Genomic DNA, 13,808 nt, shown 5'->3' with positions numbered 1-13,808 from the left:
CAATATCTAATTTCGGCGACCTGGACGGCGTGCTCCCGGAGCCATGCCGAGGCCCTTGACTGGTGGTTCGGGCGCAGTGTTGGCCTCGGGCGTCTCTTCCATCGCCGGTTCCGCGGCAGCAGGCTGCTCGGGTTCAGGGGCAGCTTCAGCGGCCGGGGCGGGAGTGGCTGCGGCGGCGGGAGCCACCTTCTTAGCGCCAGGACGTCTGGCGCCCGCGGCAATGCCAAGGCCCGTCACCGGTGGCTCCGGAGCGGCGGGTGCGGACGGTGCCGCGGCCTCGGGCTCTGGCGTCGAGACTGGAGCCGGCTCAGCGACTGCTGCCGGGGTGGCGTTCTTGGCGCCGGGTCGTTTGGCTCCGGTCGCCATGCCGAGGCCCTTGACCGGAGGCACGGGCGCAGCAGATACGGCGGGTGCTGCCTCTGGTGCGGGTGCCTCGGTGGTCGCTTCGGCAGCGGGGGCGGCCTTCTTGGCACCCGGTCGCTTGGCTCCGGTTGCCATCCCGAGGCCCTTAACCGGCGCGGCGGGTGCCGCAGCAGCGGGAGTCTCGGCTGTGCCGGTCTCGGGAGCGACCGCTTTCTTGGCGCCGGGCCGCTTGGCTCCGGTGGCCATGCCTAAACCTGACACGGGCTTCGCGTCGGCGGCAGGAGCGGCAGGTGCCTCGGCGGCAGGAGTCGCAGCTTTCTTGGCGCCGGGGCGCTTGGCTCCGGTGGCCATGCCCAAACCCGACACGGGCTTCGCATCGGCAGCAGGTGCCGAAACCGTCTCGGCTGCCGGTGTTTCCACCTCGGCCGGAGCGGGTTCGGGCGCGGCGACCGTGGTGGCCGCCCGCTCGGCTGCCGCTGCCGCGGCGGTTCCCTTGGCGGGCAGTGCCTTCCGAATTTCCTCGGTGCGGCCCACGGATTCGAGCAGCAGCTGCGCGACGTCCACGACCTCCACGGCGCCGGAATCGTCGCGCGCGGTGACACCGTCGGTGAGCATCACGCGGCAGAACGGGCAGCCCGTTGCGATCTTGGCTGCCGGGGTGGCCAGGGCCTCGTCAACGCGATCGATGTTGATGCGCTTGCCCAGTTGTTCTTCCATCCACATGCGCGCGCCACCGGCGCCGCAGCACATGGAACGCTCTGCGTGCCTTGGCATTTCGGTGAGGGCGGCACCCGAGGCGCCGATCAGTTCGCGGGGTGCGGTGTACACCTTGTTGTGGCGGCCCAGATAGCACGGGTCGTGGTAGGTGACATCCTGCGAAACCGGCGCAACGGGGACCAGCTTCTTGTCGCGCACTAGGCGGTTCAGCAGCTGGGTGTGGTGCACCACCTGATAGTCGCCGCCGACCTGTGGGTACTCGTTACCGAGCGCGTTGAAGCAGTGCGCGCAGGTGACCACGATCTTGCGCTGCTTCTGCTCGACACCGTCGAACACCGAATTGAGCAGCTCGATGTTCTGCATGGCCAACTGCTGGAATAGGAACTCGTTTCCGGCGCGGCGGGCGGAGTCACCCGTGCAGGTCTCGTCGGCGCCGAGCACCAGGAACTTGGTTCCGGCCAGGGCCAGCAATTCGGCGACGGCCTTGGTGGTCTTCTTCGCGCGGTCCTCGTAGGCGCCGGCGCAACCGACCCAGAACAGGTACTCGAAGTCCGCGAAGCTGTCGACGTCCTGGCCAAACACCGGGACGTCAAAGTCGACTTCATCGATCCAGTTGAGGCGGTCTTTGGAGTTCTGGCCCCACGGATTGCCCTTGTTTTCAAGGTTTTTGAACAGGCCCGCGAGTTCGCCGGGGAACTCCGATTCGATGAGTACCTGGTAGCGCCGCATATCGATGATGTGGTCGACGTGCTCGATATCGACGGGGCACTGCTCCACGCAGGCACCGCAGGTGGTGCAGCTCCACAGGACTTCGGGATCGATAACCCCGCCGTGGGCGACCAGGGCACGTTGGCCCTCGGCGATCTCGGCCGCTGACAGCTTCGCAAGTTTGGCGTCATCGCCCCCGGCCAGCAGGTACGGGGCCTTGGCATAGGTGTGGTCACGTAGCGAGGTGATGAGCAGCTTGGGGGACAGCGGCTTGCCGGTGTTCCAGGCGGGGCACTGGCTTTGGCAGCGACCACACTCGGTACACGTCGTGATGTCCAGCAGGTCCTTCCAGCTGAAGTCCTCGACCTTGCCCGCGCCGAACGCGTCGACGTCCGGATCGGCGCTCTCCATCTCCAGCACCTTGCCGCCGGACATCATCGGCTTGGCCGCGCCCAGCGCGACGCCCCCGTCCGCCTCGCGCTTGAAATAGATGTTGAAGAAGGCCGCGAAGCGGTGCCATGCCACGCCCCAGACCAGGTTGCGGCCGACCAGCAGCAGGAACAGCCCACCGAAGAACATCACCGACAGCGAGAGGGCCGACACCAGCAGGGGGCTCTCTGGCAGCAGCTTCGCCACCTGCGAGCTGACCGGATCCGAATACGGGTTCGTGTGGTGGTACGTCGCGATCTTGGCGGACTTCACCAGCAGCATGCCCATGCCCTCGCTGAGCACCACCATCTCGATGGTGTACGCGGCGATGAAGTTGGAGCCCCCGAACCGCGACAGCCTCTCGGGCTTGCGCGGGTGGTTGAGCTGCCGGATCACGATCATCGTGACGATGCCGACGATGGTGCCGACGCCGAGGAATTCGATCCAGATTTCCCAGGCGAAGGAGGCGCCGAAGAATGGCCAGTGGAATTCGGGGTTGAACGTCTGCCCGTAAGACTCGAAGTAGTGCAGGAAGCCGCCGAGGAAGCCGACCATCACCAGCCAGTGCGCCCAGCCGACGGTGCGGAACTTGTTCATCCGGGTGTGCGCGACGACCTCGATGATGACGGTCTTGACGCGGGGGACGATCGGGCGCCACCGGGTGCCGTCGGGCTGCCCGGAGAGGATGACGCGGAGCATTTTCACGACGCCGCCAAAGAACGAGCCCCATGCGATGGCGCTGTAGATGACGCCGATCAATCCGAGAATGAGCGTCGCGTTAGTCACGGTGGTGCTGACCTCCCGGTCCGATAAGTTACTCGTCGGTAACAAGTGTAATGTTACTGGCCGGTAACTTGTGTCAGATGCGAGGTCATCGTCGCATTGACGGGGTCGAAAGTCCTAGTCAGGCTTACCTAACCCGCCGAATGGGTGAACTTTCTCGCATTTACGAGGCCAAGATCGCCCGCAGCATCGAGAACATGTCGGAGCGTGACTCGGCTCCCAGTCGTCGGCGAATGCGCGCGACGTGATGCTCGACCGTCTTCGCTGAAATGAATAGTTGCGCACCGATATCGCGATACGGCAGCCCGCGGAGCAGCAGCTCGGCGACTTCGCGCTCACGATCCGAAAGGCGTGTCGACGCCGGAGATTGGGGAGCAGAGGAGGGCTGAGGGGTGCCGTCGATGGCGGCGGATGGCGCCCGTAGGTCGCGGGCCAATGCGAGCATCGCAGCCGCCACCTTCGGATCGTTCGCGTGCAGGGCGGCTTGGCTGGCCAATCGGGTGGCATCCCACCCCAAGCCCGTATCGGCGAGCAGTCGCGCGGCGGCATCCACCTCGGCGCCGTCTACCTGATTGGCAAGCACGCGCAGCCAGGTGCGTCCGGCCGTCGCCAGGGTGCGCGCGTAGGGGCTAGATCCGGCCGCCGCGGCGAGCGCCTGCCCGTGCGGGGCGAGGCTCTCGGGCGAATTGGTCAGGATCGCGGCGTGTACACCTGCCCACCGCAGCGGCGCGGACCAGGCGATCGGATCGCCGAGCTGCGCTAACACCGCGAACGCTCGATCCACGTGGTGCGACATAGCGTCCAGGGTGCGCAACCGGGCCGCCGCGACCCACAGCTCACCGACGGGAAGCAGCGTGTAGAGATCGATCGAGTACGCCGACAAGGCATCCATTGAGGCCTGCCAGTGCTGTCGCAGCGGACCGGTATCCCCATGGCGCCGCGCGATGCCGGTCCGCAGCGACTCGGCGAACAGCCGGTCGCGGCGCGAGAACTCTGCTTCCGCCTCGGGCAGCCACCGGGTGGCGCCGGCCAGGTCGCCGGACAGCATGGCGATCCAGGCGAGGAGCAGCCGGTGGCGCACTGCGAAGGTGTCATGCGGCCGGTCGGCTCGGATCGCGCCGGTAAGAATGCCGCGGGCGCGCGCCGTGTCGCCGCCGTGCAGCATGGTCAACGCCGCGAGGGCAACGGTGCTGTCCGGGGTAAACGAAGACGTGGATGGCTGTTGCGTGACCGCCTGCCCCAGTAGCGACAGCGCCTCCTGGCTGCGGCCTTCCACAGATGCGATAACACCCAGCGCGGCATTTCGTGTTGCCGTTGCCGACGTCGTCGGCGGTGCTCCTGTGGTGTCCTCCAGGACCTTTCGCGCCTTGTCTAGTTGGCCGATGCCGACGAACACCGGTGCCGCTGAAAACGCTGTGAGGGCGTCGATCTGAGATCCCAGCCAGTCGTACAACGCGACCGCCTGGCCGGAGTCGCCGCTGTGGCAGGCGATCGCTGCCGCGATGCCCACGGCAGCAGCGCGGTGTTGCGGTTCGGTGTCGGTGAGTGCGTCATCGACCTGGGCGGCGGCAGCGGTCAGGTTCCCCGCGCGCGCCAGGGTCTCTGCTAGCGGCACCCGCAGCGGACCCGGTTCGGCGCCTGCGGTCAGTGCGGCCTGGTACAAGTCGGCGGCGACGAGCGGATCAGATTCTGTTGCCGCCCAATCGGAGAGCAGCCCGGCGATCTCCCGGTCGCGCAGGCCGTGGGCGACCAAGGCCAGGGCCAAGTCGGTAGACACCGAACCGATGTCGAGCTGCGTGCGCAGCAGTGACCGCTCGACATCGAGATGCCGGGCCGCGCCGAGTAGTCGGGTCGCGCAGCCGTGTACTCGCGCCGCGAAGGCGCCCTGGCTGGGACCGGGAACCAGCCCGCTTGCCAGCGCCTCGTCTACCACGTCATCGGCGTCGGAAAGGGAAAGTGCCGCAGCAATATCCGAGGCGCCGATGCCGGGATCCAAGGACATCAGCAACACGGAGGACTGGGCGGGCGGGGATAGCCGGCGCAACTGTTCGTCAATGCGGGAATCGATGGCGCGCAGGGCCGAATCACGTGGATCGGCGTCATCGAGATGATTAATGGCAGCCGCCACCAGGGCCGGCATACCGCCCGCCGCGAAGGCGATCTCCTCCGCGTGAGCAGATGATTTAGGGGAAAGCCGGACAATATCGCCCGTGGTGGCGGGATCGAGTGCGATCGACGGTGATTCGCGTTCCAAGGCCCGGAAGAGTGCACGCAGGGCCGGATTGCGTCGAGGTGCCGACGCCACCACGACGATCGCGGCGGGATCGTTCTCCACTACTGCGCGCAGAATGTCGAGCTGCCGATCGGTCAAGGTCTCGGCGTCGTCGATGACGAAGGGGCCGGACTTCTCGTTCGGAGTGTTCTCCGGGACATGGTTGATCGGCGATGTGCCGGCCGCGGCCAACGCCTCCCGAACCCGGGCCAACACGGATGTCTTGCCGCTGCCGGCCGTCCCGATGATCAGTACCTTGCCGCCGCCCCTAGCAAGCGAAGGCGTGATAGTCGTTACCGCCGAGGCGATTCCGTCGAATGTCCCGGGGATTCCGTTGTCGCGAGGGGCGCTCAGCGGCCCGGACCGATCGGGATCGGCGGCAACCCCGGGATCGTGATCTTGGGCGTCGACTTGGATGTCGTCACTGGCTCCGTCGTCGTGGTCGTCGGTGGGGTCGTTGTTGTTGTCGGCGGCGTGGTTGTCGTGGTGGTGGTGGTAGTCGGCGTGGTGGTTGTCGTTGTCGTGGTGGTGGTAGTCGTGGTGGTTGTTGTCGTCGGGGGTGTGGTGGTGGTTGTTGTCGGCGGGGGAGGGGGCGGCGGTGGTGGCGGCTGCACCGACTGAGATGCCGTGGGTACCACCGGCGGTGGGGGTTCCGGTGACGGAGGAGGCGGCGGCGGTTCGGATGGGGCATCGCCGGTGCTCGGCACCACGCTGATGCTCGGTGTCGTCGTGGCCGGGGCGGGTGATTCACTGCTGGTCAACGACACCATCATTCCGGTGAAGGCGATCCCCGCAACGGCGGCCGCCGCGACGAACCACAGCACCGGCCGGCGATACCACGGCACCGGTGCGTAATCGTCGTAGTCGTCCTCGTCCGCGTACGGTTCGTGGCTGAACTGGAGCTCGGGGCGTGCGGTGGTGGGCTGGGCGGGGCCGCCGTACTCATCGTCGAGGTCGACGGCGTAGCCGGTGCTGTACCCTTCGTATCCCGAATCTTGCAGCGGCGACAGATCAGGGGCCGAATCATCTTGGGACCATGCCAATTCCGGCTCGTTGCTGGCTGCGGCAGCGGCCACCGGAGCGGCGAAGGTTCCGGTGCCGGTCGGCGCTGGACGCATCATGGTGGCGTCCGGCTGCTGCTCCACCGGCCGCATCGCGGTGGCGTCCTGCGGCGGCAGGTCGGGTCGGGTGGCGAGCAGGGCCACGCCACGCGCGGCCGCGAGCTGAGGCTGCGGACCGGTGATGACGGGCACTCGCATCCGCTCGGAAAGCTGTTGGGTGACAATCGGAATGCTGGCACCGCCGCCGACGGAGGCCACGGCGGATATGTTCGCCGGATGAATTCCGTTGCGCTCCACGGTGTCCTGTATCGCGTCGATCAGATTCGAGAGCGGTCCGCGCAGATGCTCTTCCAGCTCGGCGCGAGTGAGCCGCACCTCCGTGGCGATTCCGGGCAGTTCCACCGGCACTGAAGTCGTGGTCTCACCGGAGAGACGCTCCTTGGCTAAACGGCACTGATCGCGCAGCCGAGTCAACGCACCCATCGAGGTGGTGCCCTCGGGGTCCTGGTTGAGGTCGGTGAGCACCTGAGTCAGCAGCATTTGGTCGATCTGGTGACCGGAGAGCTCGACGAATCGAACGGTCTGCCCGATCGGCTGGAATCCGCGCGCGGCGTCGGCAAGGGAGATGCTGCTTCCCGAACCGCCGAGATCGCAGACCACCACGACGCCGCGATCGGGTGCTCCCGGGCCGGCAGCCAAGGACTCCAGGGCGGCGCGTGCATCCGGGATCAGCTTCAGCTGCCTGCCGCCGGGAGCGAGTGCCGGCACGCGGTCGATCGCATCGCGCAGCGTGCTAACAGTCTGCGGGCTCCAATGGGCCGGTACCGAGGCGGACAGCACGGGAGGCGCGGTGAAATCGGCACCCGAGGCCGCGTCGGCGATCAACACGCGCATCGCCTCGGTGAGGGCCCACTCGGCCCGGTGAACCGATCCGTCCGCCGCGACGATGCCGACGGGATCGCCGACCCTGCCGACAAATCCGGTGAGCGTCAATCCGGGGTGGCTGGGGACGCCCACCTCGGGTGGGCCGTCCTCGTGGAGGGTGAGGATCGAGCTGCGGACGACGGGTTGGCTCTGAGAGTCATCGGGTGTCGCGACCAGTTGAGTGGCGCCGATCGAGAGTCCCAGTGCGTTAGCCATACCTATCCGTTCGTTCTGCGGTGCTGTGATGTTTCACCCCGCAGCCCAACAGTAGGGGATGACGGCCGTCACACCCCCTAATCACCGCACATCCCCTAACGCGCGTCCCCCAATGGGTTTGGGTAGGCAACGGGACGCTCCCCGTAGCCGTGGCTCCGGCGGGCTCCTACCATCGCTGATATGGGCAACAACCTGCTGGATTTCGTCATGGCGCTAGTCCGTGACCAGGATATGGCCGCGCAGTATGCGGCCAATCCCGAGCAGGTCATTGCCGACGCACAGCTGGACGGTGTCCAGCCCGCGGACGTTTCCGCGCTGATTCCGGTGGTCAGTGAGTCAATACCGGCCGGCCTGGGAAGTCAGGTCGCGCAGCTCGCCGCCAACCCGGCGGCGGCCGACCTGACGCACGCCGCGCATCCGGCGCTTCCTGTCGACAACATCTGGACAAGTGGTGCGGCGACTCGGGCCTTCGAGGCATTCGACTCACCATTCACCGCTCCGACGCACGATCCGAGCCTGGATGCGGGCCTGCACACGGCCACCGGCGCGGTCTCGGACGTCATCAACCGGCCGGACGCCATCACGGTTCCTGACCAGTTCGTGCCGTCGGCAGACAGCGCCGTCGCGGCGGTCGACCAGTTCCAGGCGCCGGCACAGGCTGTCGTTGCGGGGTTGGACCTGGACCCGCTGCAGGTGGGCTCGGCTCTGGGTGCCGCGGCCAGCCCCGTGCTGCACGACCCGTTCCTGGACCCGACGATCAACGCCGAGCATCATCACGCGATCGATCCCGGAATCGACCAGTTCTAGCGACGAATTCGCCGGTTCACCGCTGAGTACGACGTGCCAGCATGCGATCAAGGGATAGCCGGGTGTCGTCTGCTGTGAGCGCGAGGAGCAGGAACCCCCAGCAGAACGTCGCGGCGAAGGCGCCGCCGTTTTGCATGGGTTCCCAATGCACCGGCAGGTGTTCGAAGAAATACGCGTAGGCCATCATTCCCGCCGCGAGGATTGCGGATAGTCGTGTCCACAGTCCAACCGTCAGCAGGATGCCGAGTATCAGCTCGAACACGCCCGCCCACCAGTACGGCCAGGTGAGGAACGGCTCGGGATGTCCGGAACCCGTGGGCGATCCGCTCCACCAACCAAAGATTTTCTGGGTCCCCTCTAGCAGGAAGATGACCCCAAATACCAGGCGGGCTCCCGTGGGAATCACCCATCGCAAGGTCTGGCCGACTTTCTGGACCTGCATGAGCCCGTTCCTCCTCGGTGGCGCGTTACTGCGATGTACGTCGATACGACCCGCAATGAGAACCCTTTTGTAGGCATTGAGGTGCGGAGACGTCGATTTCTCGGAAACTTCGATGGCGGCTACGCCATCCATTGGCAAACATAGTAAAGCGCGCGATGAACGCTGGCCGTCGACACCCCTAGCGACTCCCTAATCCCCTAATGGGGATGGCGATGAACCCCCATGGGGGATGGACGGAGAAGGGGAAGTTTTCCCGTTTTCAGGGGGCTTGCAGGTTCGTAGGTTTGTATTCAGTTCGACCGGACAGAACCGGTTGACTCCGACAACTGAGAGACCTCTAGGAGTAATCAAATGTCCATCATCGACTTCATCCTCAACCTGTTCCGCGACCCGGTAGCGGCCGCAAGCTATGTCTCCGATCCGCAGGCCTCCCTGGCCAACGCCGGACTGTCCGCCGTCACCGCCGCACAGGTGGGCGCGGTCATGCCCGTCGTCGCCGAGTCGGTGGCCTCCAACTACGGCTACCAATCGCAGTGGGTCAACACCGGCAACCACATGAACGACCTCTCGGGCAACCTGCAGAACTACTACGCAGCGCAGCCCGATGCTCCGAGCATCCTGTCGCCGTCGCTGCTGAGCCCCCGCGACAACTTCAGCCCCCGTAACAACGACTTCATGAGCCATAACGACACCGATTTCGCGAGCCACAACCCGATCGCGAGCGGCAACCAGGTCATGAGCCCGAGCGGGAACGTCGACAGCTTCAACCGCGGTCCGCTGCTGGACCTGAACTTCGGCGACCTGCAGTTCGGTAACCGCGACACCAACGCCATCGGTGACGGTGCAGTGGCTGTGGGCGGAAGCAACTCCGGCCCCATCGCCTCCGGCAAGGGTTCCACCGCGGTCAACGGCGATGTGCGCGATAGCAACATCATCAACGCCGACCACGGCAGCAAGGTCGGCGTGGACCAGAGCGACACTCGGGTCGGTGGCGATTACACCAACGTCAGCGGGCACGGCTCGGCGGGCATCGACAAGAGCGTCACCGTTGTCGATGACCACTCGCAGCGCAACACCACCAACATCAACGACTCGTTCAACACGGATCGCTCAACGAACATCGGCTCGGGTAACACCACCCACACCGATATCGCCTCGCACAACCAGGTGAAGACACAGACCGATATCGGCTCGCACAACCAGACGAGCACCAACACCAACACCGATATCGCGTCGAACAACAAGGTGAACACCGACATTGCGTCCAATAACCAGGCGCACACCGGCACCTCGGTGAGCAACTCGCACACCAACGCGATCAACGACTCGCTGAACACCTCGCACTCCGCATCCAGCAGCGCCGCGGTGAGCAACTCGCACAGCAGCGCCATCAACGATTCGTTGAGCAGCCCGCTCAACGCCTCGCACAGCGCGTCGGGCTCGATGAACCAATCGTTCGATTCCTCAATGGGTTCGCACGCAGCCGCCGGCACCGGATTCGAGGCTCAGGCGCAGGCCCAGGGTCACGCATCGGCCACCGAGCACACCACTCTGCCGGGAACCGAGCACCACTAGCGGCGGACGTATGCCCCGCACCTCTTCTCCGGAAGGGTGCGGGGCATACGCGTGGACCTTGGCCTATCCGTGCATGCATGAATCCGTGCTGGCCAAAGAAGATGGCACAGTAAGTACGACTATCGAGTGAAGGGTGCGTGACCGTGAGTGAAGAGCAGCTTGCGCTCATCAACGAGCTGCTGGGGCATGTGCGCAAGATCGCGGTAGAGAACGACCGGGGTGATCTGATCGATCGGTTGGACCGTGCTGATCGACTCCTCGTGGACCGGCCCCTGCGTGTGGTGGTGGCCGGGCAGCTCAAACAGGGCAAGAGCCAGCTGGTCAACTCGCTGCTCAACATGCCGGTGGCTCGGGTCGGTGATGACGAAACCACCTCGGTGACAACCGTTATCAGTTACGGCGACCAGCCGTCTGCCGCGTTGGTGGTGGCCCCCGCCGAACAGTATGACGGCGGCGGGCTGGCCGGCGAACCCGAGATCATCCCAATTCCGGTCGCCGATATCGGCAAGGACCTCAAGCGGGCGCCACAGGCCCAGGGCCGCGAGGTGCTGCGGGTGGAAATCAAGGTTGCCAGCCCGATGCTCAAAAGCGGTCTGTGCCTGGTGGATACGCCGGGTGTCGGCGGTTTTGGGCAGCCGCACCTGTCGAGCACGCTCGGGCTGCTGCCCGACGCCGACGTCATGCTCATGGTTAGCGACCTCAGCTCCGAATTCACCGAACCCGAACTGGTTTTCATCCAGCAGGCGCTCGACCTGTGCCCGGCCGCGGCGATCGTCAACACCAAGACCGATCTGTACCCGCACTGGCGGGCAGTGGTAGCCGCCAACTCCGCGCACCTGCAGCGCGCGAAGATCACCGTCCCCGCCATCACGGTGTCGTCGGCGCTGCGTTCACACGCGTTGCAGCTCAACGACAAGGAGCTCAACGCGGAATCGAATTTCCCCGCGTTGGTGACCTTCCTGAGCAATGCGATCGCCGACCAGCAGGCCAATACCCGTCAGCAGGCCGTCGCCGAGATCGGTTCGGCCTCCGAGCATCTGACGCTGACCCTGGATGCGGAGCTCAGCGCGCTGGAGGACCCGCAGAGCCGCGACGAGCTCACCTCGGATCTGGAACGCCGCAAGCGTGAAGCCGAGGAAGTGCTGGCGCACACTGCCCTGTGGCAGCAGGTGTTGGGCGACGGTATTTCCGACGTGTCGACCGATGTCGAACACGACTTGCAGTCGCGATTCCGGCGCATCCTGCACCGCACCGAAGAGGTCATCGACCGCAGCGATCCCACCAAGAACTGGGCCGAGGTTGGTGCCAAACTTGAACAGGCAGTGGCCAATTCGGTGGGCAATAACTTCGTCTGGGCGCATCAGCGGGCAATGCATCTGGCCGCGCAGGTGGCCGAAACATTTGCCACCGCGGGCATGGACTCGGTGAAGATGCCACGCCTACGGGCCAGCGAGATGGGCGCCGATTTGGGTGACATGAAGTCGCTGTCCAAGCTGGAAGCGAAGCCGATCAAGTTGGGGCACAAGGCGATCACCGGCCTGCGCGGGTCCTACGGCGGCGTCATTATGTTCGGAATGCTGACTACCGTCGCCGGGCTCGGGATGTTCAACCTGATCTCGCTGGGCGCCGGCGCGATGCTGGGAAAGAAGACCTACACCGAGGATATGGAGAATCGGATGCTGCGCATCCGTGGTGAGGCCAAGACGAACGTGCGCCGTTTCCTCGATGATGTGTCCTTCGTGGTGCTCAAGGAGTCGCGTGACCGGCTACGGCTGGTCCAGCGTCAGCTGCGGGATCACTTCCGCGACATCGCCAACCAGACCACCCGATCGCTCAACGAATCGCTGCAGGCCGCCATCGCATCGGCGCGGCTGGAGGCGGAGGATCGCGATTCACGCACCCGTGAGGTGGAGCGTCAGCTGAACATCCTGCGCCAGGTCAACACCCATGTGGAAGGTCTGCAGCCTTCCGATGAGGCCCCCGCGCGAAAAACAGCGGGTAACGCATGAGCACCGTCACGCAGGCCCGCGCCATCATCGGCGATGCCATGCGTGCCTATCAACAGGACCCTCGGTACGCCCAGGCTGCCGAGCCGCATGACGAACTGCGGCGCATCGCGGCCCGGCTCGACGAACCGATCAGGGTGGCGATTGCCGGCACGCTCAACGCAGGCAAGTCCACTCTGGTCAATGCGCTTGTCGGAGAAGATATTGCGCCCACAGATGCTACCGAGGCCACTCGGATCGTGGCGTGGTTCCGGCATGGGGCTGCACCGCAGGCCACCGCCAACCTGGGCGGTGGCGCCCGTCAGGACATTCCGATTCGCCGGAACGGCGGGCTGTCATTCGAGCTGGGCCGCCTTGACCCTGCTTCGGTGGTCGACCTCGACGTACATTGGCCTGCACCGGAATTGAATGAGATCACCCTCATCGATACCCCGGGAACGTCCTCGTTGTCCACGGATGTCTCCGAGCGCAGCCTGGCACTACTCGTCCCCGATGACGGTGTCCCCAGGGTTGACGCGGTGATATTTCTGCTGCGCAGCCTGAACGCCGCCGATATTGCGCTGCTCACCCAGATTGGCAAGCTCGTCGGCGGGGAGCGCGGGGGCGCGGTCGGGGTGGTCGGCGTGGTGTCGCGCGCTGACGAGATAGGGGTGGGCCGGCTCGACGCGATGTTGTCCGCACGTGAGGTTGCCGCCCGGTTCGCCGGGGAGATGGAGCGCACGGGGATCTGTCAGGCCGTCGTGCCGGTCGCCGGGCTGCTGGCGCTCACTGCCCGCACGCTGCGTCAGGCGGAATTCGTGGCACTGCAGAAGTTGGCCGAATTGGACCCGCAGGTAATGGCCAAGGCCCTGCTTTCGGTGGACAGGTTTGTGCGCGAAGACGACTCGCTGCCGCTCGATGTGCAGACCCGAACCGCGCTGCTGCACCGATTCGGGATGTTCGGCATTCGGATCTCGGTAGCGGTCATTCGCGTCGGTGTTGTCGATGCCAACGGGTTGGCCGTGGAACTCCTCGAACGCAGCGGGCTGGTGGAACTGCACAACATCATCGCCAACCAGTTCGGGCAGCGCGCGGGCATTCTCAAATCGCATACCGCGCTGCTGTCCGCTCGGCAGGTGCTCACCACCTATGCGGTCCAGGGTGGTCGCGCGGTCATCGACGCTATCGATCCATTGCTGGCCGATACCCATGCGTTCGATGAGCTGCGGCTGCTGGCTGAACTGACCTCGCGGACCACCACGCTCACCGAGCACGAGACGATGCTTGTTCGTCGGCTACTCGGGGCCTCCGGTACGGAGCCCGCGGCGCGCCTAGGTCTCGACGAGACGCGCCCCGATCCGCGGCGAGCGGCGCTGGACGCCGTGGGTCGCTGGCGAGCGCGGGCCGAGTATCCGCTCAACGATCCCTTCACTAGCCGGCTGTGCCTGGCGGCTGTCCGCAGTGCCGAAGGTGTCCTTACCCAGCTGTCCACCCAGTTGTCTCAGCACGACCGCCCGGCATACTGA

At 65.7% G+C, this 13,808-nt stretch carries 8 protein-coding genes; 4 read left to right on the top strand and 4 right to left on the bottom strand.

What is annotated here, in order from left to right:
- Positions 1–6: 6 nt before the first annotated feature.
- The 3 genes from FZI91_RS06500 to FZI91_RS06490 all read right to left on the bottom strand — a co-directional run bounded on the left by FZI91_RS06500 (position 7) and on the right by FZI91_RS06490 (position 7,473).
- Positions 7–3,003, bottom strand: a complete 2,997-nt coding sequence (locus FZI91_RS06500) for a (Fe-S)-binding protein (protein ID WP_162525405.1) — start codon at positions 3,001–3,003, stop codon at positions 7–9.
- Between the two features lie 160 nt (positions 3,004–3,163).
- Positions 3,164–5,560, bottom strand: coding sequence for an isoniazid response ATPase/transcriptional regulator IniR (iniR, locus tag FZI91_RS06495; protein WP_309224036.1), 2,397 nt, complete (start codon positions 5,558–5,560; stop codon positions 3,164–3,166).
- 62 nt (positions 5,561–5,622) lie between these two features.
- A complete protein-coding gene (locus FZI91_RS06490; RefSeq protein WP_155938030.1) occupies positions 5,623–7,473 on the bottom strand; it encodes an Hsp70 family protein in 1,851 nt (616 codons plus the stop codon).
- Positions 7,474–7,653: 180 nt separating this feature from the next.
- Here FZI91_RS06490 and FZI91_RS06485 point away from each other — a divergent pair, with 180 nt between their 5' ends.
- Positions 7,654–8,280, top strand: coding sequence for an Rv0340 family IniB-related protein (locus FZI91_RS06485; RefSeq protein ID WP_155938029.1), 627 nt, complete (start codon positions 7,654–7,656; stop codon positions 8,278–8,280).
- 16 nt (positions 8,281–8,296) lie between these two features.
- Here the strand turns inward: FZI91_RS06485 and FZI91_RS06480 are convergent, their stop codons facing one another.
- Positions 8,297–8,686, bottom strand: a complete 390-nt coding sequence (locus FZI91_RS06480; protein ID WP_162525416.1) for a DoxX family protein — start codon at positions 8,684–8,686, stop codon at positions 8,297–8,299.
- Positions 8,687–9,073: 387 nt separating this feature from the next.
- Between FZI91_RS06480 and FZI91_RS06475 the strand changes: the two genes are divergently transcribed.
- The 3 genes from FZI91_RS06475 to FZI91_RS06465 all read left to right on the top strand — a co-directional run bounded on the left by FZI91_RS06475 (position 9,074) and on the right by FZI91_RS06465 (position 13,808).
- Positions 9,074–10,297: an IniB N-terminal domain-containing protein gene (locus FZI91_RS06475; RefSeq protein ID WP_155938027.1), complete on the top strand. Its 1,224-nt coding sequence runs from the start codon at positions 9,074–9,076 to the stop codon at positions 10,295–10,297.
- A gap of 143 nt (positions 10,298–10,440) precedes the next feature.
- Complete coding sequence (locus FZI91_RS06470) at positions 10,441–12,306, top strand: dynamin-like GTPase family protein (protein WP_309224034.1); 1,866 nt, start codon at positions 10,441–10,443, stop codon at positions 12,304–12,306.
- Positions 12,303–13,808 (top strand): dynamin family protein, encoded by a 1,506-nt coding sequence (locus tag FZI91_RS06465; protein WP_155938026.1) that lies wholly within the window; start codon positions 12,303–12,305, stop codon positions 13,806–13,808. The genes FZI91_RS06470 and FZI91_RS06465 overlap by 4 nt, the downstream gene beginning before the upstream one ends.

The sequence above is a fragment of the Mycobacteroides sp. CBMA 271 genome, assembly GCF_009729205.1.
In the GTDB taxonomy this organism is placed as follows: Bacteria; Actinomycetota; Actinomycetes; order Mycobacteriales; family Mycobacteriaceae; genus Mycobacterium.
Note: the sequence above shows the minus strand (reverse complement) of the source record. Positions and strands in the feature narration are given on the sequence as shown.